The organism is Glutamicibacter sp. St.4D3 (assembly GCF_059728615.1).
Genome location: NZ_AP039380.1, coordinates 1,103,792 through 1,128,694 on the forward strand (window position 1 = coordinate 1,103,792; position 24,903 = coordinate 1,128,694).

The window sequence follows — 24,903 nt, forward strand, 5'->3', positions numbered from 1 at the left end:
GCCGTTGCCCCTGGTCGCGATGCGCCGCCACCTGGGCGGGGCAGCAGCACGTGCAACGCAAGAGCAAAGGGAAGATTCGACATGAACAAGGGTTCATCCACCCCCCGCAACCCGCGTGGGGGCCGGAACCGGTCCCAGTCCGGCGGCAAGCCGACCGGCGGCAACCAGTTTGGCGCCCGTTCCGGGGGCAAGTTCTCCGGCAAGCCCGGCGCCTCCGGCAAGCCCGGCGGCAAGCCGGCAGCCCGGCAGGGGGCCGGACGCAGCAAGAACGAGTCGGCCGCCCCGCGCAAGAACGCCGAACGCGCCTACGGCAAGGACCCGTACAACCGCACCATCAAGGGCGACTACGCCCGTCCCACCCAGCGTGCCCGGGCCGCCGCCCGCGCCGAGGCGCAGAACCGCCGCGCCGCCCAGGGTGAATCCACCGAGGGCGTGCGCCTGCAGAAGGTGATGGCCAACGCCGGGGTCGCCTCCCGCCGCGCCTGCGAGGAAATGATCACCGAGGGCCGCGTTGAGGTCAACGGGGAACTGGTGGTCGAACTCGGTGCCCGGGTGAACCCGGAACGCGACGTGATCCACGTCGACGGGATGCGCGTGCAGGTGAACACCGCCCACAAGTACTACGTCTTCAACAAGCCCAAGCACGTGGTCTCCACCATGGAGGACCCGGAGGGCCGCCGCACCATCAGCGACTACTTCAAGAACGAGCACACCAACCAGCGGCTCTACCATGTGGGCCGGCTGGACTACAAGACCGAGGGCCTGCTGATCCTGACCAACGACGGGGAGCTGGCCAACCGGCTGCAGCACCCGAAGTACGAGGTCCCCAAGACCTACCTGGTGCAGGTCGACGGCCCGCTGGCCAAGGGCGTGAGCAACAAGCTGCGCGAGGGCGTGAAGCTGGAGGACGGCTGGGCCTCGGTGGACGAGTTCCGCATCATCGACATGACCCCCACCCGGGTCATGGTCGAGGTCACCCTGCACTCCGGGCGCAACCGGATCGTGCGCCGGATGTTCGACGCGGTCGGCCACCCGGTGCAGCGCCTGGTGCGCGTGTCCATCGGCCCGATCCAGCTCGGGGACCAGAAGCAGGGCACCATCCGGCCGCTGGGCAAGCAGGAAGTTGGCCACCTGATGGCCATGGTCGGGCTCTAGGACGATTCGAGGCGTCCCACCGGCCGGCAGCGCCCGCCCGGCGGGATGCACAGGCAGGATTGGACAAGCGGAACTAGGAACATGAACACTTCGCATCTCGCCGGCCCGGTGCTGGTGATCGGAACCGGGCTGCTGGGCACCAGCGTCGGGTTGGGGCTGCGCGCCAAGGGCGTGGGCGTCTACCTGCGCGACATTTCCCCCTCGGCCGCCGGGGTCGCCCAGGACATCGGCGCGGGCACCATCCTGCAGGCCGGGCAGCGCATCGCCCCGGAACTGGTGGTTATCGGCGCGCCGCCGGATGTCACGGCGGACCTGGTGGCCCAGGCGCTGCTGGAGTTCCCGACGGCGGTCGTGGTGGACATCGCCAGCGTGAAGGGTTCGATCCTGCGCGCGCTGCAGGCCGATGCGCGCCTGGATGCGGCCGCCCGCTCCCGCTATGTGGGCACCCACCCGATGGCCGGGCGGGAAAAGTCCGGTCCGGCCGCCGCCCGCGGCGCGCTGTTCACCTCCATGCCGTGGGTGATCTGCGCGCACCCGGGCAGCTCGGCGCGCGCGGTGAAGACCGCCGAATCGCTGGCCATCGACCTGGGCGCGGTGATGCACCGCATGGGCACCACCGAGCACGACGAGTCGGTCGCGCTGATCAGCCACTTCCCGCAGGCCGCCAGCTCGATGATCGCCTCCCGGCTGCTCAACGCCCCGGCCCACCAGCTGGGGCTGGCCGGCAACGGGCTGCGCGACACCACCCGCATCGCCGCCAGCGACGAGAAGCTGTGGATCCAGATCTTCTCGCACAACGCCCAGGCGCTGATCCCGATCCTGGGGGCCATGAAGGATGACCTGGACCGGCTGATCACCACCCTGGAAAACCCGCAGGGCCCCGGCGCGCTGCTGGACCTGTCCCAGCTGATGACCGAGGGCAACGCCGGGCATGCGCGCATCCCCGGCAAGCACGGCGCCCCGCCGCAGGCCTTCGCGCTGGTCACCGTCGTGGTCGATGACCGGCCCGGGCAGATCGCCCAGCTGCTGAACGAGATCGGGGCGGCCGGGATCAACCTGGAGGACCTGCGCATGGAGCACTCCGCCGGACACCAGGTGGGCCTGGTGGACGTTTCGGTGCTGCCGGGACGGCGCGATGAACTGATCAACGTATTGACGCACAACGGATGGAAGGTAGTGCAGTGAGCAGCAACGAACACCTGGTGATCGCGATCGACGGGCCCAGCGGATCGGGCAAGTCCTCGGTCTCCAAGGCCGTGGCCCGCACCCTGAAGGCCGCCTACCTGGACACCGGGGCCATGTACCGGGCGGTGACCTACGCGGTGCTGGCCTCCGGGGCGGACCTTTCCGACGACGCCGCCGTCGCCCAGGCGGTGCGCGAGGCGGACCTGCAGATCTCCACCGACCCGGACGCCGAACTGGTGGTGATCGCCGGGCAGGATGTGACCACCGCGATCCGCGAACCGCGCATCACCGAAAACGTTTCGGCCGTGGCAACCAACCTGGACGCGCGCGCCGAACTGGTCCGCCGCCAGCGCGAGATCATCGCCGCCCACCCGCGCATCGTCGCCGAGGGCCGGGACATCACCACCGTGGTCGCCCCGCAGGCCCCGGCCAGGATCCTGCTCACCGCCTCCGAGGAGGCCCGGATGCGCCGGCGTGGGCTGGAGCTGGGCGGCACCCAGAGCCAGGAGCAGCTGGCCACCCAGGTGCTGGCCCGGGACAAGAAGGACTCCACCGTGGTGAACTTCACCCAGGCCGCCGACGGGGTGATCACCGTGGACTCCTCGGACCTGGATTTCGAGCAGACCGTCGCCGCGGTGCTTGACGCGGCCGGCTTCGGACGCGAAGACTAGCCACAACGGCGCCGCCGGCCCCACCGGCCGCACCCCCGCTGCGGGGCCCGGCATCCGGTGGCGGCGGGGCCGCCGCAGCAGACCGGCGCCCCGACACAGACTTAACCGACCTTCCGGCCGCTGTCGTGAGACAACCGGCTGGCCGTTCATTGCCTTGAAAGGGAAGATCATGAGCGAGAAACACCTGTCCGACGAAGACTACATCCCGGTCGGCGACGACGACATCGTCCAGCGGCTGGACGCGCTCAGCGACGAGGAAGCCGAACAGCGGGCCGAAGCGCTGCGCGCCGGGCTGGCCGAATACGACCTGGACGATGAGGACGCGGCCCTGCTGGCCGGGCTGGGCACGGAGGAAGACGAGGACGCCGAGATCGGCATCCCTCCGGTGCTGGCCGTCATCGGGCGCCCGAACGTGGGCAAATCGACCCTGGTCAACCGCATCCTGGGGCGCCGCGAGGCGGTCGTGGAGGACGTGCCGGGGGTGACCCGGGACCGGGTGGCCTACGACGCCGAATGGGAGGGGCGCGCCTTCTCCCTGGTGGACACCGGCGGCTGGGAGCACGACGCGAAGGGGATCCACGCCTCGGTCGCCGAGCAGGCCGAGATCGCCGCGGACGTCGCGGACGTGATCCTGTTCGTGGTCGACACCCATGTGGGGGCGACCGCCACCGACGAGGCCGTGGTCAAGATGCTGCGCCGCAAGGGCAAGCCGGTGTTCCTGGTGGCCAACAAGGTCGATGACTTCAACCAGGAGGCCGAGGCCGCGATGCTGTGGGGCCTGGGCTTCGGCCAGCCCTGGCCGGTCTCCGCCCTGCACGGACGCGGCACCGCGGACCTGCTGGACGCGGTGATGGAGAAGATGCCGCAGTACTCCGCCTTTGGCGGGGTGATCCCGCGCGGCGGACCGCGGCGCATCGCGCTGATCGGCCGGCCGAACGTAGGCAAGAGCTCGCTGCTGAACAAGCTCGCCGGCGCCGAGCGCGTCGTGGTGGACAACTACGCCGGCACCACCCGTGACCCGGTGGACGAACTGGTCGAGCTGGGCGGGGATGTGTGGCGGTTCGTGGACACCGCCGGCATTCGCCGCCGCCAGCACATGGCCGTCGGGTCGGACTACTACGCCTCACTGCGCACCCAGGCCGCCCTGGAAAAGGCGGAGGTCGCGGTGATCCTGCTGGCCGCCGACGAAGTGGTCTCCGAACAGGACGTGCGCATCATCCAGATGGCGATCGAGGCCGGGCGGGCCATGGTGGTGGTGTTCAACAAGTGGGACAACCTCGATGAGGACCGCCGTCACTACCTGGAGCAGGAAATCGAGCGTGACCTTGCGCATATCGACTGGGCACCGCGGGTGAACATTTCCGCGCTGACCGGCTGGCACAAGGACAAGCTGGTCCCGGCGCTGAACACCGCGCTGGAGTCCTGGGACAAGCGCATCCCCACCGGCAAGCTCAACGCCTTCCTGGGCGAGCTGGTGGCCGCCCACCCGCACCCGGTGCGCGGGGGCAAGCAGCCGCGCATCCTGTTCGGCACCCAGGCCTCCTCGCGTCCGCCGCGCTTCGTGCTGTTCACCACCGGTTTCCTGGATCCGGGCTACCGCCGGTTCATCGCCCGCCGGCTGCGGGAAACCTTCGGGTTCGAAGGTTCGCCGATCGAGGTCTCGATGCGCATCCGCGAACGCCGGGGGCGCAGGTCCTAGAGTCCTCGATTCGATCCCGCACCCGAATGTGGTGTAGGGTTATCTAGGAGCTTTTCGCAGGTGGCACCGCCGCTTTTCGAAGTGGGGGAGAACGGCTGCGAAAGCATTTCGGGCTATGGCGCAGCTTGGTAGCGCGCCTGACTGGGGGTCAGGAGGCCGTGGGTTCGAATCCCGCTAGCCCGACCAACGCTCGAGGGCGGAAACCATCTGGTTTCCGCCCTTGACTGGTTTTTGGGCCCCTTCCCGCGCGATTTTTTTCACCCCCCGCCAGGGGTATGGTTTTGTGAACTCCGGACGGTCATCGCATCCTGGCATGGCCCCCGCGGCGAGGCCACCGGCGTGTGGTGCGCCACATTAGGGCTATAGGCAATAAAGTGTGTCTGGCCCGGGCGTGTTCCAAGGCCAGACACCTTCAAGACCAGTGACTAGTAGCTGTTTCGAATCCAGCCTCTTCTGATGAACTGTCCATCTTCGGTACTAGCGCCGGTGCCATAAAGCTCCGGGCCGATTGGCTCGTCATCTGACACTTGCTCAGCTGCCTTCTTTGCTTCTGGAGAGAAGTGCTCCGGCCGTAAAAGCTCTCCCAACGCAGGGCGATTCGCCTCATCGGTGTGCGTCCAGCAGAACCACTCGCATGCTCGTCTTCGATGCTCGACCGGCATCCCGCGATGATGAAAGATCATGGCGCGGATCCCGGAGTTCACCGCGCCTTCAGTCATGTTCGTCGTCGCGTTGATCCCCAGACCTTTTAGGTCCTCGTTCAAGTACGTGAACAAGTGACCGCGCTGCATTGCTTTCCTCATGGACTCGTAGGCGCTTCGTAGCCGTTCATGGGTGTACCATCCCTTCCGGGTGCCATGAACACCTTGCGGTCTGGCACCGGGCCAGTCAGCAGCGTAGGTCTTCTCATTGATCAGGTCCTGGTTCTCTGCATGCCAGGCGGCGAAAGCGGCCATCCATTCTGTCGCGGCTTCCTGCGTTTGGATTTTCGTGAGTTTCAAGCTTAGACGCCGCAGCGATTTACCAGCCTGCAACCGAGGATTCATCGTCAGGTAGGTGCGAACGTTGCGCTGGATATGGACCAAGCAGCGTTGGATCTTCACATTAGGCCAGAGCTTTTTCAACGCTTTCATCAGTCCTGAACCGCCATCCGTCAGCACGACTTTCGGCTCGGGAAAATGCTGCAGCAAAGCGATCCATGCCACGGCTTTTTCACGGTCGCACCACTGCCATCTGATAACGCTTCCGTTAGCGATAGCGATCAGCAGGCACCAGCCTGGACGGATATAGATACCGTCGACTTGGACTTCATTGAAGACTTCACCAGTTCGCGGTAAATAGGGTTCGACGTTCCAGCACCAAGCGGTCTGGTAGCGGAAAGTCCGGCCAGTGCCTCCGCCGAATTCGGCTTGAGAAAGCCTGCTCATGAGCCAACCGACGAAGCCAGTGAGTTGGTTGCGAGCTGTGGTGTCAGCTCGCTGGAAAGTGGTGCTGGAATTGCAGTTCTTGCATCGCCAGCGTTGGGTTCCTTTGGATGTCGTGCCGTTCTTTTTCATGGGTGAATGGCAGATAATACAAGTATGGGATTGTCCAGTAAGCTTCACACTTATGGATTGAATACCCCTGTGAACCTTGATCCTGTCCCGGCTTTCCGGGGGCAGGATCAGGTTTTCAGACACACTTTATTGCCTATAGGCCCCACATTATTCCGGGCCGGGGTTTTCGTCGGCGGGTTGGCCCTGCCGGCGTTGCCCCTCACCGCGGACCGCCAGGGACTTCAGGTCCCGCACCGCGTAGCGCAGGTGTTCGTATTCCTCATCCAGGAGCACCCGCAGTGCCGCCCCAACGCTGAGCATGACGCTGTGCTCTGCGTCCCAGGGGTGGCGGCGTGCTGCCTGCAGCGACTGCGCGTCCTGGACCAGCAGGAAATCGCGCACCTGCTGCTGGCGTTCGGCGCGCACCTGCAGCACCCGCGAGAAGTCCGGATTCGATTCGCTGAACACCGACTCGTCGTAGCCATCCAGCGCGTACTCGTGGTTCGGCACCCCGATCGGATGGTAGGGATGCTCCTCACCGAAGATGCGGCCGCGCAACCAGGTGTTGGTGGCCATCACCAGGTGGCGCAGCGTCTGGGCGAAGGACCATTCCCCGTCCACGCTCAGATCCTGCGTCCCGGCGGGCAGCTCATCCAGGGTACGGCAGGCGGCCGCCCAATGGGCGCTGACCGCATCCCAGGACTGGAGCAGTTCTGCGCCGTGGTGCGAGCCGCGCAGCTCTCGCCCCGGGAACCGGCGGTTCAGTTGCTGCTCCACGAACCCGGTGACCCCACGTCGTTGAGGAACACGCCCTGACTCCCGGCACGGAACCAGGTGCCGTCGATGCGTGCGCCGCCCAGTTCAACGGCGCGCATCCGCACCTCGCCCAGGTCGCAGCGGGTGAACCTGGCCCGACGCAGGTCGGCATCGGTGAAGTGCGCCTGCGGCAGCTGCCCAAAGGGGCCCAAGCTCCTCGCGTCGTCCATTTCGCACCCCCACCGTCTGCTCTGCGCCGGTGGGGACATTCTGCCACCACGGTTTGACCGGCACCAGGAAAAACCGCGGACGGGCCGGTCGGCCAGCTACGTGCGCGCCGGGAATTTCTGCCGATCCGCCACGTGGCGGGGTGATTTGTTCTAGGCTGGGGCCAACGGCACGATGCGCCGCCGGGCAGTGAAGGAGTGATGCGCAATGACCACGTTGTTTCTCACTGGAGGCGGGCTGCCGGGATGGATTTGGGACCAGGTGCGCGCCTATGTGCGCGAAGGCACCGAGGTGGTGCAGTTTCCCGACGGCACCGGGACCCTAAAGGAGCATGCCCAGCTGGTCATCGAGGCCATGCCTCCGGGGGAGGAGCAGGTGACGTTGGTGGCCCACTCGGTGTCGGCGACCGTGGCCGCCCAGGTCGCGTCCATGGTGCCGCGGCGCCTGGACGGGGTGCTGCTGATTTCCTCGCTGCTGCCCCCGCGCGGAAAGTCCCTGGTCGATGTGCTGCCGCTGGTCGGACCCAAGCTCGTTGCGCCACAGCTGGTGAAGAGCGGGCTGAAACTCAGTGAGCGCAGAATTCGGGCGATGCTGCCCGGCGTGGCCGAGGTCGTGATCGACAAGCTGCTGCGTGAGATGGGCGCGTTCTCCGGGCAGGTGCTGGCCGACGCGACCGGCGAACCGCAGTGGCCCGCCCGCCGCGGCTACGTGCTCACCACCCAGGACACCGCGGTGCCGGCGGGAATGCAGTCGCGGGTGGCCAAGCGTTTTGATGCGACCATTTACCAGCTGGAGACCGGCCACCTGCCGATGCTCACCAAGGCCCGCGAGCTGGCGCGCATCATCGAGCGGTTCAACTCCTAGGCGGCGGGGTCGACAGCCGCTAGCGTCCGGCAGCCTCCAGCGGATTCCCCGGTAACGCGGCCCGGCTTTGGCGCGGCGCGTCCCGGCTGCGGCCGCGGGGCGCAAGGGGAGTGCCGGCACCGCCCTCAGTGGCCGTCCCGGTGGCTGCGCCTCCGGTTGCTATAGCGGCCATGACGGTACTGCGTCCCTTGTCTCCCTTCGGCAACCGTCCTTGACGGAGGGTGGCCAGAACCTACGGCGGAACCGGAGGGGGCTCCTGGCTTGGTCGAATGACCTGTTGCTGCGCGACGCATTGACCAACCATGTCTCACCGCGGCCCTGCCCAGTTCGCGCAGGCGCTCGCCGAGCACCGGGATGGTGATTGCCCCGCACCGCGAGGACTGTTCCACCGAATGCCGCGCGAACCTATCCGCAGCCCCGGAGGGCACGTTGGTGGCCTCCGGCGCGGTAGGGCTGGCAAGGCGAGAGTTTCGAAGAGGGTAACGAAACCTGTGGCGCACAGCAAAGCTTAAGGTGTTGTCTGCGCCTCCTGGGCTTGTGTCAGCACTCACAGGCACTTATAGTGGTTGTGCGATATGCGAATATGACGTTCGATAATCGAACAACTCTGATCTTAGGTTTTGCTTTCACAAAGCAGTGAGGAAGAACTGTGCAGTTTCACCACAACGGATACGTATCGACCGATCCGCGCGTCCAGCCGGCCGCCGGGCTGGGCCTGAACCGGCCCGAGGAGCTGCCGGACCAGATGGACGTGCTGATCGTCGGTTCCGGTCCCGCCGGCATGATCACCGCCGCGCAGCTGGCCCAGTTCCCGAACGTCAGCACCCGCATCATCGACCGCCGTCCCGGACGCCTGGCCATTGGGCAGGCCGACGGCATCCAGGCCCGCAGCGTGGAGACCTTCCAGGCCTTCGGCTTCGCGGAGCGGATCACCGCCGAGGCCTACTGGATTACGGAGATGAACTTCTGGTCCCCGGACCCGCAGAACCCGAAGAACATCGTGCGCACCGACCGCACCATGGATGACCCGCACGGCATCAGCGAGTTCAAGCACCTGATCGTGAACCAGGCGCGCGTGCTGGACTACTTCGCCGAGTACGCGAAGAACTCCCCGGGGCGCATCACCCCGGACTACGGCTACGACTTCAAGTCGCTGACCGTCGAGGAGGGCCAGGAGTACCCGGTGCGCGCCGTGCTGGAGTACACCGATGGGCCGAAGCAGGGCACCGAACGCGTGGTGCGCGCCAAGTACGTTGTCGGCTCCGACGGCGCCCGCTCGAAGGTGCGCCGCTCCATCGGCGCCAGCCTCTCCGGGGACCAGGCCTTCCACGCCTGGGGCGTGATGGACACCCTGGCCGTGACGGACTTCCCGGACATCCGCATCAAGTGCGCCATCCAGTCCAAGGCCGGCTCGATCCTGCTGATCCCGCGTGAGGGCGGAAACCTCTTCCGGCTCTACGTGGACCTGGGTGAGGTGCCGCACGATGACAACGGCAAGATCCGCCAGACCAGCCTTGAGGAGATCATCGACCACGCACAGCAGATCCTGCACCCCTACACCCTGGACGTGAAGGACGTGGCCTGGCACAGCGTGTACGAGGTTGGCCACCGGCTCACCGACCGCTTCGACGACGTGCTGGTCGATGAGATCGGCACCCGGGAGCCACGCGTGTTCATTACCGGCGATGCCTGCCACACCCACTCGGCCAAGGCCGGGCAGGGCATGAACGTGTCGATGCAGGACGGCTTCAACCTGGCCTGGAAGCTGGGGCACGTGCTCTCGGGGCTCGCCCCGGAGCAGCTGCTGCGCACCTACTCCGCCGAGCGCCAGGTGATCGCGAAGAACCTCATCGACTTCGACAAGGAATGGTCGACCCTGATGGCCAAGAAGCCCGAGGAGTTCGAGGACCCGAAGTTCCTCTCCGACTTCTACGTGCGCACCGCCGAGTTCCCGGCCGGCTTCATGACCGAATACCAGCCCTCAATCCTTACCGGAGAGGCCGACCACCAGCAGCTGGCCGCCGGCTACCCGATCGGCAAGCGCTTCAAGTCCGCGATGGTCATGCGCTGCGGGGACACCAACCCGGTGCACCTGGGACACCACCATCGGGCCGACGGGCGCTGGCGCATCTACGTGTTCGCCGACGCCGCCGCCCCGGGCGCCGACTCGCCGACCACCTCGCTGGCGCAGTGGCTGCGCGAGTCGCCCGACTCCCCGGTGGTGAAGTACACCCCGGCCGGCGCGGACATCGACTCGCTGTTCGACATCAAGGTCGTCTACCAGCAGTCCTACCGTGACTTCGAAATCACCGACGCCCCGAAGATCTTCCTGCCGAACAACGGCAAGTTCGGTTTGACCGACTACGAGAAGGTCTACGCCGCGAAGGCCGATGACGACATCTTCGAGACCCGGCAGATCAGCCGCGATGGCGCCATCGTGGTAGTCCGCCCGGACCAGTACGTCTCGCACGTGCTGCCGCTGACGGCCACCGATGAACTGGCCGCCTACTTTGAGCCGCTGCTGAAGGCGACCGACGCGGTCGCCACGGCGTAGCGCTCACCCGCGCACGGTCTCGGTGCGCTGCCCACGGGGCCGGAACCTGCCAGTTAGCGGCAAGGTCCGGCCCCGTTGGCCTTCCCCGACCATCCCCGGCTGTTGGGGCCCGGTCCGCGGGAATTCCGGGACGGGCCCGGGGGTTATGCCTAGGACGCAGGCAGTCTTTCGCGCCAGCGGCGCCCGGTGCCCATGGTGGGCGAAGGGACCTGGCGGAAGCTGGCCGGATAGAAGTACGAGGAGATGCGCGTGGAGAAGTTCGAATTCAATCTGCAGCAGGTCAGCCAGGGCGATGAGGTGTGCGTGGACGGGGTCTGTTTCGTGCAGCCGGCCCAACCCGCCGGTCAGGACGGCGACGGGCAAAAGCCGCAGTCCGGGAGCAGCGACTCCTAGTCCAGCTGGGAGGAGAGATAATCGCGCAGCACCAGCGCGTGGTTGGCCTCTTCATTCTTCGCCGCATACAGCAGCGTGACCTTCTCCTGGGCAGCGAAGGTCTCCAAGAACTCGTCAACCCGGGGGTTTTGATCCAATTCCTGCCGGTAGTGCTCGGCGAACTCGGCAAAATGCTGCGGGTCGTGGTTCCAGCCCTTGCGCAGGTCACTGGAGGGGGCCAGGGACTTCGCCCACTGGTCGATGTGCGCGTCGACCTTTGTCATCCCGCGCGGCCAGAGCCGGTCCACCAGCACCCGGTAGCCGTCGGAATCGGCCCGTGCCTCGTAAATCCTCTTAACCTGCAGTTCGCTCATGCCTGTGCTCCTTTCGTGCTGCGTGCCTATGGCCGCCCGTCGGCGGGATCCTCCGGCTCGGCAGTGCGTTCGCGGACACCGGTGGAATCAGAGTCCCCGGGCACCGGGTCCGGATCAATGCTCGTCGCACCGGACGGGTTCGCCGCGAGCTGGCCCTTGAGCTGCTTCAGCCGGCGGCCGCGGCCGCGGTACAGCGTCCAGCCGATCACCCCGGCCACAAAAATCACCGCCGCGGCGATCGCCCCGGTCAGCGACGCTCCGCCAAACCAGGTCGCCCCGGTATCCAGGATCCGGCGGGCCTTGAGCGCCGCGTCGGAGGAATTCAAAAAGATCCCCAGCGTCAGCCAGTTCGGGGCGGCCAGCAGGATCGCGACCACCAGGATCGCCAGGCGCCCCCTCCAATGCAGTTTGCGGATCCGCATCTGCCAGGCGACCACCAGCGGCACCAAGGTGAAGATGAAGCCCAGTGAAAGCCCGGCGATCCATCCGCCACTGGCGGTCCCGTCGTTTTGCGAAACGATGCGCGTCGCCCACCACACCGGCAGGAACAGGGTCGCGAACAGGTAGAGCAGGAACGCCACCGCGACCCCGACAGCAATCAGGATGGCGCGCCGCTTCCAGCCGTTGCCGCCGGCGCTGTCCGGGCCGGGGTGACGTTCAGGATTTGGTGCCGGTTCGGTGAGATCTGACATATTCGAATCATCGCACGGATCGGTGCCTCAGCGTAGGACAAATATCGCCTTGTTTGTTATCGATTGCATGTTGAGTAGGCTAATCTGTAAGGAGTTGGGGGAGTTGCCACCAGCTGACGTTGAACCACCTTGTCTTCGGCGTCCCAGCCGCAGGCGCACAGTATTCGGGAGGACATCTCATGTCTGACAAAGGGCCGACCCACTCGCACTCCGAGTCTGCCTCGGAGACCACGAGCATTGCGCTGCCCACCCAGAGCCGGCCTTCCGAACCCTCGGTGATCTACACGCTCAGCGAAGATGAACGTCGCGCCGTGGCGGCCCTGCCCGAGGGGTCGGCGCTGCTGATCGCCCACACCGGCCCGAACCAGGGGGCCCGCTTCCTGCTGGACAAGGACAAGAACGTGGCCGGGCGGCACCCGAACGCGGACATCTTCCTGGACGACGTCACCGTCTCCCGCCGCCACGCGGCCTTCGAGCGCGAGGGCACCGGCTACCGGCTGAACGACATCGGCTCGCTGAACGGCACCTACATCAACGGGGACCGGGTGGACAGCGTCCTGCTGGCCAATGGTGTGCAGGTGCAGATCGGAAAGTTCCGGCTGAACTTCTACCAGAGCGTTCCGGCGTAAAATCGAAACAGCAGTAAGACTTCACGGATCCGGCCGCGGCCGGAATCCAGCGACGTAACCGAGGTGTGGACCCTTTGCCGATGTTTGATGCAGCACGAAGCCAGCGGATCGAGGCGGTACGCCCCGAGTCACCCCGGGCTGCGGCGTTAAACATCGGCGAGGTGCTCGCCGAGCTGAAGCGGGAATTCCCGCAGGTCACCGCGTCCAAGATCCGCTTCCTGGAGGACAAGGGACTGATCATCCCGCAGCGCACCGCGGCCGGGTACCGCAAGTACACCGCGGCTGACGTGAACCGGCTGCGTTTCATCCTCTCCGTCCAGCGCGACCAGTACCTGCCGCTGAAGGTGATCAAGGACCACCTGGATGCGATGGACCGCGGGGAAACCCCGGACACCCTGCCCGGCGGCGCCCCGAACGCGCCGCAGCTGGTGAGCAACCAGATGGGCGAGCAGGTCGAGAACCGCACGCGCCCGGTGTCGATGGCCGAACTGCAGGGCATGACCGGGGCCAGCGCGGACCTGGTCAAGCAGCTGATCAGTTTTGGGCTGATCGAGGCCGAGGGCGGGCTGTTCGACGCGCACAGCGTGCAGGTCACCCAGTCCGCGGTCAACCTGGCCAGCCATGGGGTCGAGCCGCGCCACCTGCGCCAGTTCCGGCTCGCAGCCGAACGCGAATACTCGCTGATCGACACGATCGTGGGGGCCGACGCCAAGCGCCAGGAAGTCTCCGCCCGGGCCCGCGCCGCCGAGGAGGCGCGCAACATTGCCGAGCAGTGCCTGAAACTGCATGATGCCTTGGTGCAGCGTGCTATTTCCCATTTGGATCGCTAGTCTGGTCACAAGCGTTTCGCACCCAACATGCAAAGGGGGAACGTGAATGTTGGAACTAGAATTCGCCGGGATCCGGATCCAGTTGCCCTCCAACCAGCCCCTGCTGCTGTTGAAGCATCCCGAACGCAACCTCTATCTTCCGCTGTGGATCGGCGCACCCGAGGCCTCGGCCATCGCCATGTCCGAACAGGGGCTCACCCCGCCGCGGCCCATGACCCACGACCTGATGATCAACGTCTTCGAGGCGCTGAAGGTGCAGCTGGACCGGGTGGAAATCGTCTCGGTCGACAACGCCATCTTCACCGCGGATCTGGTGCTCTCCAACGGAGTGCGGGTCGACTCGCGTTCCTCCGATGCGGTGGCGCTGGCGGTGCGCGCCCAATGCCCGATCATGTGCACCGAGGAAGTGCTGCAGACCGCCGGCGTCGTGATCGAAACCTCCACCGAGGAGGAGCCCCCGGAGGAGCAGATGCGCGAGTTCCGGGAGTTCTTGGACAACATCGATCCCGAAGACTTCAGCTAGGGGCCGCCGGTGGGCAAATGTGCAGGGCGACACGCCCTCAAGTAATAGTTGAAGGTCTTTGACCTAACCCCGATATCGCCGTACCGTCAAATCATAGGGATTTGCCATTCGATTCTGGAAACGGGCTATCATCACTCGCGCGTTGCAACCAGCGATACCGTCCCTGCCGAATGTGAATGCGCTAGATGCAAGGAGTAATTGGATGGACTCTCGGGATACCGGCCCACAACAACGGGCTCCTGGTGAAGTGCAACGCTCCACGACCCAGGGATTGCTGTTCACCGACGACCTGCCGCAGCTGGATGAACACGCCGGCTACCGCGGCCCGATCGTCTGCAAGGCTGCGGGGATCACCTACCGCCAGCTCGACTACTGGGCCCGCACGGGCCTGGTTGAACCCGGCGTGCGCGGGGCCAAGGGCTCGGGCTCACAGCGGCTGTACTCCTTCCGCGACATCCTGGTGCTCAAGGTCGTCAAGCGCCTGCTGGACACCGGTGTATCGCTGCAGCAGATCCGCACCGCCGTCTCCCACCTGCGTGAACGCGGGGTGGAGGACCTGGCGCAGATCACCCTGATGAGTGATGGAGCCTCGGTGTACGAATGCACCAGCGCCGATGAGGTCATCGACCTGGTCCAGGCCGGGCAGGGAGTCTTCGGGATTGCCGTGGGCCGGGTGTGGCGCGAGGTCGAGGGATCGCTCGCCCAGCTGCCCAGCGAAAACTCCGCCGAAGCGCACCCGCACGATGAACTCGCCGCGCGGCGCGCAGCCAAGGCCGCCAAGCTCAACGCCGGCTAAACGGCCCAGGCGGCTCGGCCGGTTCCGGGCGTGCCGGGGCCCTGGGAAGCCGTCGCATCGTGCGCTGTGGGACTGGCGCTAAAAACCCCGCTGGATCGGGGCGAACAAAACTTCAGATACTGAAAAAGGACCACCCTTCGGTGGTCCTTTTTCAGTCTGCGCTGCCGGTGGCCTTCGGTGGCATGGCTGCCTGGGGCGTGGCTGCCTGTGGGTTGTTCCCTGGGCGTGCGCGTGGTGAGTCTAGGCGGGCTGGGCTGCCTTGTCGGTGGCCATGATTTCCTTCAGCAGCCCATCGAACTGGGACACGATCGGCCCGGTGGACTTGCTCGGCCACTGGTGCACCGAATAGGCCGCGCCCTGGATCTGCTGCCATTCGGGGTGCTCGGGAATCTCCGGGGTGAGCATTGAGTCGCCGAACATTTGGCGCATCTCGTTCAGCCGGAAGGTGTGCTCGGCCGAATCCTTGCGCACGCGGTTGGCCACGACCTTGATCGGTCCCAGGGTGGGGGCGAATTCCTTGCGGAACAGCTCCAGGGCACGCTGGGTGCGTTCGGTGCCGGCCACGGAGAACAGGCTGGGCTCGGCCACCAGCAGCAGCTGGTCCGAGGCGCTCCAGGCCATGCGGGTCAGTCCGTTGAGCGAGGGCGGGCAGTCGATGAGCACCAACTGGTAGCCCGAAGTGCGGCTGAGCAGCTGGGTCAGGCGGCGCAGGTCGCGGGTGCGCAGGTCTGGACGGTCGTAGATGCCGGTGTAGGCATCGCCCACGGCCACATCGAGTACGGGGATGCGGGTGCGTGACTTCTTTTCGGCGGCCTTGGACTGCCAGGAGCTGGCGGCGACATTGTCCTGCAGGCGGGCGCGGCGCACGTTCTTCAGCATCTGCCCGATGGTCTGCTTGTCCTCGGCCCGAACGCCCAAACCGGTGCTGGCATCAGCATGCGGGTCTAGGTCGATGACGAGGGTGGGGATGCCGGCGGCGAGTGCGGCCGAGGCAAGACCGAGGGTCACCGAGGTCTTTCCTACGCCACCCTTGAGGCTGCTGATGCTCACTACGTGCACGGAACAGACCACGCCTTTCACTGTTCGCCGATTGAAGGTACCGCGGGACTTAATCTCTAATTATCATAGTCGGCTCGAGTCGAAATCCCCGAGTTCGCAACGTCGGTTTTTGCTCTTTATCACGATACCCCGCTTTATAACCACTGATCGGAACATGACGCTGTGGTCAGACCACAGGACGAAATTTTTGGTCAACGTGCCTGCCGTCACTGTAGGGTGTGGAATTAGGTGCTCGACAACGAGCCACTTCCGACGCCCTGCGCCGACGACGATGCCGGGTAGGTCTTGCTGTACCCAGCTGCCTGCTCCCGTACCGTCTGCGACGCGACGAATCGATGTAGGAACACCATGTTTGAAAAAATCTTGGTTGCCAACCGCGGCGAGATCGCCATCCGCGCGTTCCGCGCCGCCAATGAACTCGAGGCAAAAACCGTTGCCGTCTACCCCTACGAGGACCGCAACTCGATCCACCGGCAGAAGGCCGATGAGTCCTACCGGATTGGCGAAGAAGGCCACCCGGTCCGTGCCTACCTGGATGTAGACGAGGTGATCCGCGTCGCCAAGGAAGCCGGTGCGGACGCGATCTACCCGGGTTACGGGTTCATGAGTGAAAATCCCGAGCTCTCCCGGGCTGCGAAGGAAAATGGCATCAAGTTCATCGGCCCCTCCGCCGACGTGCTGGAGCTGGCCGGCAACAAGGTCGCCGCGCTGAAGGCCGCCCGCGAGGCCGGCATCCCGGTGCTGGCCTCCACCGAGCCGAGCGACGACGTGGACTGGCTGACCGGTCAGGCGGAGAAGATCGGCTTCCCGCTGTTCGTCAAGGCCGTGGCCGGCGGCGGCGGACGCGGCATGCGCCGGGTAGACCAGCGCGAGGACCTGAACGACGCACTGAACGCCGCCATGCGCGAGGCCGGCACCGCATTCGGGGACCCGACCGTGTTCCTGGAACAGGCCGTGCTGCGCCCGCGGCACATCGAGGTGCAGATCCTGGCCGATGAGCACGGCAACGTCGTGCACCTGCACGAGCGGGACTGCTCGCTGCAGCGCCGCCACCAGAAGGTCGTGGAGATCGCCCCGGCCCCGAACCTGGACGATTCGATCCGCCAGGCGCTGTACCGCGACGCCGTCAAGTTCGCCACCGCCCTGGGCTACCAGAACGCCGGCACCGTCGAATTCCTGGTCGACACCGTGGGCGAGCGCGCCGGGCAGCACGTGTTCATCGAGATGAACCCGCGCATCCAGGTCGAGCACACGGTCACCGAGGAGGTCACCGACATCGACCTGGTGCAGGCGCAGATGCGCATCGCCGCCGGGGCCACCCTGGAGGAGCTGGGCATCCGTCAGGAGGAGATCAAGGTCCGCGGCTGGGCGCTGCAGTCGCGCATCACCACCGAGGACCCGGCCAACGGTTTCCGTCCGGATGTGGGCACCATCACCGTGTACCGTTCGGCCGGCGGCTCCGGGGTGCGCCTGGATGGCGGCACCGTCTACACCGGCGCGGAAATTTCCCCGCACTTCGACTCGATGCTGGTCAAGTTGACCTGCCGCGGCCGGGACTTCGCCACCGCGGTGGCCCGCGCCCGCCGCGCCCTGGCCGAGTTCCGCATCCGCGGGGTGGCCACCAACATCTCCTTCATCCAGAACGTGCTGGCCGATCCGCAGTTCCTGGCTGGCAACGTGGCCACCGACTTCATTGACAAGCGTCCCGAGCTGCTCACCGCGAACCAGTCGCAGGACCGCGGCACCAAGGCGCTGAACTACCTGGCCGCGGTGACCGTGAACCAGCCCAACGGCCCGCGCATCGAGGGCATCGACCCGCGCAAGAAGCTTCCGGCGTTCCCGGGGGACAAGGCCAGCGAGCCGGAGCGTTCACCCTTTGACGGGCCCTCGCAGACCGTGCAGCCGCCGGCCGGCTGGCGCCAGGTGCTGCTGGAGAAGGGCCCGCAGGGCTTTGCCAAGGCGCTGCGCGAGTCCACCGCGGTGGGGGTCACCGACACCACCTTCCGCGACGCGCACCAGTCGCTGCTGGCCACCCGGGTGCGCACCCGCGACCTGCTGCACGCCGCCCCGGCCTACGCCCACGTGGTCCCGCAGCTGTTCTCCATGGAGGTCTGGGGCGGGGCGACCTACGACGTCTCGCTGCGCTTCCTGGGCGAGGACCCGTGGAAGCGCCTGGAGCTGCTGCGCGCCGAGCTGCCCAACATCCCGCTGCAGATGCTGCTGCGTGGACGCAACACCGTGGGCTACACCCCGTACCCCACCCAGGTGACCGACGCATTCGTCGCCGAGGCCGCCAAGAGCGGGATCGACATCTTCCGCATCTTCGACGCGCTGAACGACATCGACCAGATGGCCCCGGCCATCAAGGCCGTGCGCGCCACCGGGACCGCGGTGGCCGAGGTGGCCCTGTGCTACACCGGCAACCTGCTGGACGCCAACGAGAAGCTCTACACGCTGGAGTACTACCTGGAGCTGGCGCAGAAGATCGTCGACGCCGGGGCCCACATCCTGGCGATCAAGGACATGGCCGGGCTGCTGCGCCCGGCCGCGGCGAAGCTGCTGGTCTCCGCGCTGCGTGAGCGCTTCGACCTGCCGGTGCACCTGCACACCCACGACACCTCCGGCGGGCAGCTGGCGACCTTGATGGCCGCGGTGGACGCCGGGGTGGACGCGGTCGACGTGGCCAGCGCCGCGATGGCCGGCACCACCTCCCAGCCCTCGGCCTCCGCCCTGGTCGCCGCGCTGGAGAACACCGAACGCGACACCGGCCTCTCGCTGGACGCGGTCGCCTCCCTGGAACCGTACTGGGAAGCGGTGCGCGCGATGTACAAGCCGTTCGAGTCCGGGCTGCCGGCGCCGACCGGGCGCGTCTACCAGCACGAGATCCCCGGCGGGCAGCTGTCCAACCTGCGCCAGCAGGCGATCGCCCTGGGCCTGGGGGAGCGCTTCGAGGCGATCGAGTCGATGTACGCCTCGGTCAACGCGATGCTCGGCAACCTGGTGAAGGTCACCCCCTCCTCCAAGGTGGTCGGCGACCTGGCCCTGCAGCTGGTTGGCTCCGGGGTGGCGGCCGACGAGTTCGAGGCCAACCCGCAGAACTACGACATCCCCGACTCGGTGATCCAGTTCCTCTCCGGGGAGCTGGGGGACCCTCCGGGCGGCTGGCCCGAACCGTTCCGCACCAAGGCCCTGCAGGGGCGCACCGTGCGCCCGCGCGTGGAGGACCTGGAACCGCAGGACGCCAAGGCGCTGCAGGGCGACTCGGACACCGTGCGCTCGACCCTGAACCGGCTGCTGTTCGCCGGGCCGACCCGCGACTTCGAGGCCAGCGTCGAGAACTACGGCGACCTGTCGGTGCTGCACACCCGCGACTACCTCTACGGGCTGAGCTCCGACGGGGAGCACGTGGTCTCGCTGGGCAAGGGGGTGCGCCTGCTGGTCAAGCTGGTCTCCGTCTCCGAGCCCGATGAGAAGGGCATGCGCACCGTGGTGGTCACCCTCAACGGCCAGCAGCGCCAGCTGCAGGCCCGCGACGAGTCCGTGGAATCCACGGTCAAGACCGCGCCGAAGGCCGACCCGAACAATCGCGCCCACGTCGCCGCCCCGTTCGCCGGCGCGGTCACCGTCGGGGTGCAGGAGGGCGACTGGGTGGAGGCCGGGCAGGCCGTGGCCACCATCGAGGCGATGAAGATGGAGGCGGGGATTACCGCCAACGTCTCGGGCACCGTCAACGAGATCACACTCAACGGCACGAGCCAGGTGCAGGGCGGGGACCTGCTGCTGGTGATCAAGCCGGAGTAGCACCCGCCGCGGGCCGGGACGTACCCCCTTCCCGCCGCGCACCGGGCCGGTCGGCGTTTCGCGCTGGCCGGCCCGCGCCATGTCACCGGCGCCCACCGCGCACAGCGGCTAGAGTGGATGGGGCCGCAGCGGCCCGCCGCCGTGCCCGGGCATTTTGGTTGCCGGAGCCGCGGTGCGCGTGCAGAGTTATCAGTGTGACGATCAGGAAGGCCCGTACATGCGCTGGATTCCCGGTTCTCGTTCCAACCCCGACCCCGCAGCCGGCACCGCGCCCGTCAAGGGCCCGGCCTCCGGTGCCGCGGCGGCCGAGGGCGTGCGGCCCCTGGCGCAGGTGGGTGCGCAGGTCGCGGCGAAGCACCCGAAGCTGCCGGTGGCGCTGTTCCGGCTTGAGCCCGAGGTTGCGCTGCAGCCGCTGCGGCTGAAGCTGGCCTCCGCCCTGGCCGAGGCCTCGGTGAGCACCAGCTTCACCCTGGGCGGCCCGGGCCGGGTGCAGGCGGTGCTCGATGGCCAGCTGCCGGCCCAGGCCGTGCTGGTCGTGGTGACCACCAGTGATGACGGGGCACAGGACCGGCTGATGGACCTGGTCGAATGGCTGCTGGCCAACGGGCGCCAGCAGCTGGCTGAGCACCTGATCTTCGCCCCGGTGGGCCAGCGCCGCCAGCTGGCCGGATCCTTCGCGTTCGCGCATGTGCCGCTGGGCGCCCAGGTGCTGGAACACGCCAGCGGCGGCACGCCGTTGCGAAGGCGTGCCGCCGCTGCGGGGATCGACCAGCTGCGTGATGCGGTGCTGGATCAGGCCTTGGGCTTGGAGTAGATCGCCTCCACCACGTCCTGGTAGTCGGTGAGCACCTTGGCGCGCTTGATCTTCAGCGACGGGGTCAGGTGCCCGGATTCCTCGGTGAAGTCCTCGGCCACCACGCGGAACTCCTTGATCTGCTCGGCGCGGGAGACCGACTCGTTGGCCTTGTCGATCACCTTCTGCAGGGCGGTGCGCACCTGCGGCTGCTGGACGACTTCGGCCATCGGCAGGTCGCGGGAGAGCTGGTGGCGTTCCAGCCAGCCGGGCAGCGCCTCCGGGTCCAGGGTGACCAGTGCGGCGATGAACGGGCGGTTGTCGCCCACCACCAGGCACTGGGAGACCAGCGCGTCGGCGCGGATCTGGTCCTCCAGCAGCGCCGGGACCACGTTCTTGCCGCTGGCGGTGACGATGATTTCCTTCTTGCGCCCGGTGATCTTCAAGAACCCGTCCTCATCCAGCTCCCCGATGTCCCCGGTGTGGAACCAGCCATCGGTGAAGGCCTCGCGCTGCAGGTCGGGGCGGTTGTAGTAGCGCGGCATCACGCAGATGCCGCGGGCCAAAATTTCCCCGTCCGCGGCGATCTTCACCGCGTTGCCCGGCAGCGGGCGGCCCACGGTGCCGATCTTGATTTGCTTGAGCGTGTTCACGGTGATCGGGGCGGTGGTCTCGGTCAGGCCGTAGCCCTCCAGCACGGTGACCCCCACGCCGTTGAAGAAGTGGCCCAGGCGCTCGCCCAGCGGGCCGCCGCCGGAGACGGCGTGGCGCACGTTCCCGCCCATGGCCTCGCGCAGCTTGGAGTAGACCAGCACGTCGAACAGCTTGTGCTTCAGCTTCAGGCCCAGCGGGATCTTGCCCTCCTGCTGGGCGCGGGAATAGGCCACCGCGGCGCGGGCGGCGGTGTGGAAGATCTTGCCCTTCCCGCCGTCCTCGGCCTTGAGCATCGCCGAGTTGTACACCTTTTCGAACACCCGCGGCACGGCCAGGATGAAGTTGGGCTTGAAGGACTGCAGGTCCTCCAGCAGGTGCTTGACGTCCGGGGTGTGCCCGACGCGGCAGCCGGCGGCGACCGCGACGATGGAGATGAAGCGGGCGAAGACGTGGGCCAGCGGCAGGAACATGATGGTGGCCGCGCCCGGGTAGACCGCCTCGGGTAGCTCGGCGACCGCGTTGTCGGCCAGCTCCACGAAGTTGCCGTGGGTTAGTTCGCAGCCCTTGGGCCGCCCGGTGGTGCCCGAGGTGTAGATCAGTGTGGCGGTGTCGCGCAGCCCCGGTGCGCTGCGGCGGGCCTCCAGCTCCTCGTCGGACACCTGTTGCCCGGCCTGGCGCAGCTCATCGAGCCCGCCCTCGTACTGCCAGACGTGTTCCAGCGCCTCCAGCTGCTCCTGGTGGGCGGCCTGGCGCACCACGTTCTCGTGGTTCGGGGTCTCCACCACGATCGCCACCGACCCGGAGTCGCCCAGGATCCAGGCGACCTGGGAGGGGGAGGAGGTTTCGTACACGGGCACGGTGATGCACCCGGCGAACCAGATGGCGAAGTCCACCAGAGTCCACTCGTACTTGGTGCGCGACATCAGCCCGATGCGGCTGCCCGGTTCGATGCCCTGGGCGATGAAGCCCTTGGCGATCGCGGCCGCGTCGGCGGCGAACTGCGAGGCGGTGATGTCCTGCCAGCTGCCGTCGGGGCGGGGTTTGGAGAACAGCGCCGGATTCGCCGCGGAATTCGCGTGCCGCAACAGCAGATCGGTGATGTTGGACTGTTCGGGGCTCTTGATGCGAATCGGGGTGCTGAACTCGATCATCGGTGTCTCACTCCTGACGTATGTGACCGGGGTAATCGCAGCGAGTAAGCTACGTCACAGGATATTACTTGATAGTAACCTAGCTGCGACCTGTGGCCAAGTTCGCTATACCCTAGCCCCATCATCTCCCGGATCGCGGTCGTTGGGTAGTCGGTAGAGCAGCAGGCCCACCCCGGCCAGGGTGATCAGCCCCAGCGCGATGAACAGGGCCGTGGGCGCGCCGCGGAAGAAGATCACGCCCAGCAGCAGCGCCAGCGGGCCGCCGGCCGCGGCCAGCCAGGCCAGGGTCAGCACCGGGTCGCCGGACCCGATCGCCACCGGGTCCTCCGGCACGAACTCCCCGTCCGGTTCCTCCTGAAGCGCGTAATCGCGCGGGCCGCTGGCCCCGGGGCCGGTGGTGAACAGCCGGCGCAGGCGCTCATCGTGGGATTCGGGCCCCGTGTTGCCCGCCTTGCCGGCAGGGCCCGGGGTGACGGAGTTGCCGGAGGTGCCGGGGGTGCCGGGATCGGGCTGGCCGCCGGACCCGGTGTCGGTGTCTGCGGGGTCGTGCTTCCCGGCCGTGTGTCGGTCCGCTTCCCGGGTGGGATCGTCGTTCGAACGCTTCGTCTCCGCCGCGCCGGGATCTGGGTTCCCGCTCGGCGCCGGGTCCCCGGGTTGATCCCCGGGTTGATCCGCGGGTTGGTCCCCGTCGGACCCGGTCCGGGGTCGACGCGGCAGCGGGCCGGCCGCCTGCAGCCGGGCGACCAGCTCATCCCACTGCGGGTCCGGGGTGCTGGAGGGTCGTTGGTCCTTTGGGTCCACCGCGCCGCTGCCTAGGTCCGGGCCGGGGTGTGGGCGGCGATGAACTGGGCGGAGCGCTCGAAGATCAACGGCGCGTCGTAGTCCAGGGTGGCCACGTGCAGGCTGTGCGGCAGGTCCACCCGTTGGATCTTCGAGTTCGGCGCCAGCCCGTCGAACAGGGCGCGCACCGAGGCATCGGAGACCACGTTGTCGCTGGCCGAGCGGAACAGGATGATCGGGCAAGTGATCAGCGGCAGGCGCCGGCGGGTCTGCTCGAACAACCGGTGCAGCTGGGCGACGGCGGCGACCGGGGTGCGCGGGTAGGCCTGCTCATTGGCCCCGGGCAGGGCGATGTCGTTGCTGATCGGGGAGGTGGATCGCACCACCCAGCGCAGGTACTTCGTGTACGGCGCCAGCGGGGAGTCCACGACCAGCCCCGGGTTGGTCAGCAGCAGCCCGGCCACCTCGCGTCGGGTTGCCAGGTGCAGCGCCAGCGCGCCGCCCATCGACAGCCCGGCGACGAACACCGTGCGGTACCTGGCCGCCAGTTCGTCAAACGCCTGCTCGGTGGCGTGGATCCAGTGCGCGTAGGGCACTTTGACCATGTCCTGCCAACGGGTCTCATGCCCGGGCAGCAGCACCATCTGGGTGTGGTAGCCGGCCTGCTCAAGGGCCTGGGCCCAGGGGCGCATGGCGGTGCGCGCGCCGGTGAACCCGTGGATCAGTAGCACCGCGACCTCGTCCTTGCGCGGAGCGGGTGCCTGCTGGGCGCCGTCGCGCTCATCGGGCCGGTCGGCCTGCGCGCCGCCGGAAGCCTGCGCGCCCGCGATGGCCTGGGCATCCGCGGACAGTTGCGCTTCCGCTGGGACGTGCCCTTCCGGGGTGGTGGCCGCGTCGCTGTTGTTGGGGCCTGGTTGGGGGTGCATCAGCCTGCCTTTCTGCCGCCTCACACCTCGAGACTAGTGCACAATTGGTTACAGGGAGCCACGCGGTCGGCGAACACCGCCCCGGCCCTGCGGTAACCTGCGATTCATCACCGACACCCGAAGGAACCCAAGAAACGTGCTGTATGACTTCCTCAAGCGGTTCGCGGTCCGCCCCCTGCTGAAGATCTTCTTCCGCATCGACCTGACCGGCACCGAGCACGTGCCGCCCACCGGCGCGGCGATCCTGGCCTCCAACCACCTGTCGGTCTCCGACTCGGTGTTCCTGCCCGCCAGCCTGGAACGGCCCGTGGTGTTCCTGGCCAAGGACGAGTACTTCAACGGCACCGGGTTGAAGGGGCGCTTCACCGCCTGGTTCTTCCGTTCGATCAACCAGCTGCCGATGGACCGCTCCGGGGGAGCGAAGTCGGCCCAGTCACTGGCCAGCGCCGCCGGGGCGTTGGCCGAGGGCAAGCTGCTGGGCATCTACCCGGAGGGCACCCGCTCCCCGGACGGCCGGCTGTACCGGGCCAAGCTCGGGGTGGCGAAGCTGGCCCTGGAAAGCGGGGCGCCGGTGATCCCGGTGGCGATGATCGACACCCACAAGGTCCAGCCCATCGGGCGGCGCATCCCGCGCCCGGGGCGGATCGGCATCCGCATCGGCCAGCCCCTGGACTTCTCCGACCGGCGCGGGCAGGCGCAGGATTCGCAGGTCTTGCGCCAGGTGGCCGACGAGATCCGCGAAGCGATCGGGCAGCTCTCCGGGCAGCAGTACGTCGACGTCTACGCCCCGCGCAAACGCTGAGCCGCCAGACCGCGGCCGGGTGCGCGGTCTGTCGGCTGCGTCCAGCGGCGGCGCGGCGGCGTGCGGCGGGCCCG

23 protein-coding genes and 1 tRNA gene are annotated in these 24,903 nt (G+C 67.3%); 15 read left to right on the forward strand and 9 right to left on the reverse strand.

The window, feature by feature from the left end; translation table 11 throughout:
* Positions 1-81 precede the first annotated feature (81 nt).
* The 5 genes from AC6I21_RS05070 to AC6I21_RS05090 all read left to right on the forward strand — a co-directional run bounded on the left by AC6I21_RS05070 (position 82) and on the right by AC6I21_RS05090 (position 4,896).
* Positions 82-1,155, forward strand: a complete 1,074-nt coding sequence (locus AC6I21_RS05070; protein ID WP_138178456.1) for a pseudouridine synthase — start codon at positions 82-84, stop codon at positions 1,153-1,155.
* An 81-nt stretch (positions 1,156-1,236) separates the two neighbouring features.
* Positions 1,237-2,340, forward strand: a complete 1,104-nt coding sequence (locus AC6I21_RS05075) for a prephenate dehydrogenase (protein WP_138178457.1) — start codon at positions 1,237-1,239, stop codon at positions 2,338-2,340.
* On the forward strand, positions 2,322-3,011 hold the full coding sequence (gene cmk, locus AC6I21_RS05080) for a (d)CMP kinase (RefSeq protein ID WP_138178458.1): 690 nt from the start codon (positions 2,322-2,324) through the stop codon (positions 3,009-3,011). Before AC6I21_RS05075 ends, cmk begins: the two co-directional genes overlap by 19 nt.
* Before the next feature lie 169 nt (positions 3,012-3,180).
* Positions 3,181-4,710: a ribosome biogenesis GTPase Der gene (der, locus tag AC6I21_RS05085; protein ID WP_138178459.1), complete on the forward strand. Its 1,530-nt coding sequence runs from the start codon at positions 3,181-3,183 to the stop codon at positions 4,708-4,710.
* Between the two features lie 109 nt (positions 4,711-4,819).
* Positions 4,820-4,896: transfer RNA gene (locus AC6I21_RS05090), tRNA-Pro, on the forward strand.
* A gap of 239 nt (positions 4,897-5,135) precedes the next feature.
* Here the strand turns inward: AC6I21_RS05090 and AC6I21_RS05095 are convergent.
* The 3 genes from AC6I21_RS05095 to AC6I21_RS05105 all read right to left on the reverse strand — a co-directional run bounded on the left by AC6I21_RS05095 (position 5,136) and on the right by AC6I21_RS05105 (position 7,231).
* Complete coding sequence (locus tag AC6I21_RS05095) at positions 5,136-6,347, reverse strand: IS1249 family transposase (protein WP_497763401.1); 1,212 nt, start codon at positions 6,345-6,347, stop codon at positions 5,136-5,138.
* A gap of 66 nt (positions 6,348-6,413) precedes the next feature.
* A complete protein-coding gene (locus tag AC6I21_RS05100) occupies positions 6,414-7,022 on the reverse strand; it encodes a DinB family protein (protein ID WP_171021068.1) in 609 nt (202 codons plus the stop codon).
* The gene (locus AC6I21_RS05105) at positions 7,007-7,231 is read right to left on the reverse strand and encodes a pentapeptide repeat-containing protein (RefSeq protein ID WP_217496554.1); all 225 of its coding nucleotides are present in this window, start codon (positions 7,229-7,231) and stop codon (positions 7,007-7,009) included. The genes AC6I21_RS05100 and AC6I21_RS05105 overlap by 16 nt, the downstream gene beginning before the upstream one ends.
* 205 nt (positions 7,232-7,436) lie before the next feature.
* On the opposite strand from AC6I21_RS05105, the gene AC6I21_RS05110 reads away from it, so the two are divergent.
* The 3 genes from AC6I21_RS05110 to AC6I21_RS05120 all read left to right on the forward strand — a co-directional run bounded on the left by AC6I21_RS05110 (position 7,437) and on the right by AC6I21_RS05120 (position 11,040).
* Positions 7,437-8,093 (forward strand): alpha/beta fold hydrolase, encoded by a 657-nt coding sequence (locus AC6I21_RS05110; protein WP_138925937.1) that lies wholly within the window; start codon positions 7,437-7,439, stop codon positions 8,091-8,093.
* Positions 8,094-8,742: 649 nt separating this feature from the next.
* A complete protein-coding gene (locus AC6I21_RS05115) occupies positions 8,743-10,647 on the forward strand; it encodes an FAD-binding monooxygenase (RefSeq protein ID WP_138925938.1) in 1,905 nt (634 codons plus the stop codon).
* Between the two features lie 249 nt (positions 10,648-10,896).
* Positions 10,897-11,040, forward strand: coding sequence for a hypothetical protein (locus AC6I21_RS05120; RefSeq protein WP_175419330.1), 144 nt, complete (start codon positions 10,897-10,899; stop codon positions 11,038-11,040).
* On the opposite strand, the gene AC6I21_RS05125 is transcribed toward AC6I21_RS05120, so the two are convergent.
* Entirely contained in the window at positions 11,037-11,393 is a 357-nt protein-coding gene (locus tag AC6I21_RS05125; RefSeq protein WP_497763146.1) for a DUF488 domain-containing protein, read from the reverse strand. The two genes, AC6I21_RS05120 and AC6I21_RS05125, sit on opposite strands and share 4 nt — an antisense overlap.
* A gap of 26 nt (positions 11,394-11,419) precedes the next feature.
* A complete protein-coding gene (locus tag AC6I21_RS05130; protein WP_138925939.1) occupies positions 11,420-12,085 on the reverse strand; it encodes a hypothetical protein in 666 nt (221 codons plus the stop codon).
* Between the two features lie 179 nt (positions 12,086-12,264).
* On the opposite strand from AC6I21_RS05130, the gene AC6I21_RS05135 reads away from it, so the two are divergent.
* The 4 genes from AC6I21_RS05135 to AC6I21_RS05150 all read left to right on the forward strand — a co-directional run bounded on the left by AC6I21_RS05135 (position 12,265) and on the right by AC6I21_RS05150 (position 14,863).
* Entirely contained in the window at positions 12,265-12,714 is a 450-nt protein-coding gene (locus tag AC6I21_RS05135; RefSeq protein ID WP_054821366.1) for an FHA domain-containing protein, read from the forward strand.
* Positions 12,715-12,794: 80 nt separating this feature from the next.
* Positions 12,795-13,544, forward strand: a complete 750-nt coding sequence (gene ftsR, locus AC6I21_RS05140) for a transcriptional regulator FtsR (RefSeq protein ID WP_138925940.1) — start codon at positions 12,795-12,797, stop codon at positions 13,542-13,544.
* A gap of 46 nt (positions 13,545-13,590) precedes the next feature.
* A complete protein-coding gene (locus tag AC6I21_RS05145; RefSeq protein WP_054821365.1) occupies positions 13,591-14,067 on the forward strand; it encodes a bifunctional nuclease family protein in 477 nt (158 codons plus the stop codon).
* A gap of 202 nt (positions 14,068-14,269) precedes the next feature.
* On the forward strand, positions 14,270-14,863 hold the full coding sequence (locus AC6I21_RS05150; RefSeq protein WP_138172909.1) for a MerR family transcriptional regulator: 594 nt from the start codon (positions 14,270-14,272) through the stop codon (positions 14,861-14,863).
* Positions 14,864-15,103: 240 nt separating this feature from the next.
* Here the strand turns inward: AC6I21_RS05150 and AC6I21_RS05155 are convergent, their stop codons facing one another.
* Entirely contained in the window at positions 15,104-15,922 is an 819-nt protein-coding gene (locus tag AC6I21_RS05155) for a ParA family protein (RefSeq protein ID WP_138172911.1), read from the reverse strand.
* Between the two features lie 348 nt (positions 15,923-16,270).
* Here AC6I21_RS05155 and AC6I21_RS05160 point away from each other — a divergent pair, with 348 nt between their 5' ends.
* Complete coding sequence (locus AC6I21_RS05160; protein WP_138925941.1) at positions 16,271-19,723, forward strand: pyruvate carboxylase; 3,453 nt, start codon at positions 16,271-16,273, stop codon at positions 19,721-19,723.
* Positions 19,724-19,940: 217 nt separating this feature from the next.
* A complete protein-coding gene (locus AC6I21_RS05165; RefSeq protein ID WP_138925942.1) occupies positions 19,941-20,537 on the forward strand; it encodes a hypothetical protein in 597 nt (198 codons plus the stop codon).
* On the opposite strand, the gene AC6I21_RS05170 is transcribed toward AC6I21_RS05165, so the two are convergent.
* The 3 genes from AC6I21_RS05170 to AC6I21_RS05180 form a co-directional block, all read right to left on the reverse strand.
* Positions 20,516-22,321, reverse strand: a complete 1,806-nt coding sequence (locus AC6I21_RS05170) for an AMP-dependent synthetase/ligase (RefSeq protein WP_138925943.1) — start codon at positions 22,319-22,321, stop codon at positions 20,516-20,518. The genes AC6I21_RS05165 and AC6I21_RS05170 overlap by 22 nt on opposite strands.
* Positions 22,322-22,426: 105 nt before the next feature.
* A complete protein-coding gene (locus tag AC6I21_RS05175) occupies positions 22,427-23,122 on the reverse strand; it encodes a hypothetical protein (protein WP_138925944.1) in 696 nt (231 codons plus the stop codon).
* 11 nt (positions 23,123-23,133) lie between these two features.
* Positions 23,134-24,027, reverse strand: a complete 894-nt coding sequence (locus AC6I21_RS05180; RefSeq protein WP_138925945.1) for an alpha/beta fold hydrolase — start codon at positions 24,025-24,027, stop codon at positions 23,134-23,136.
* 136 nt (positions 24,028-24,163) lie between these two features.
* On the opposite strand from AC6I21_RS05180, the gene AC6I21_RS05185 reads away from it, so the two are divergent.
* Positions 24,164-24,829, forward strand: a complete 666-nt coding sequence (locus AC6I21_RS05185) for a lysophospholipid acyltransferase family protein (RefSeq protein WP_138925946.1) — start codon at positions 24,164-24,166, stop codon at positions 24,827-24,829.
* Positions 24,830-24,903 lie beyond the last annotated feature (74 nt).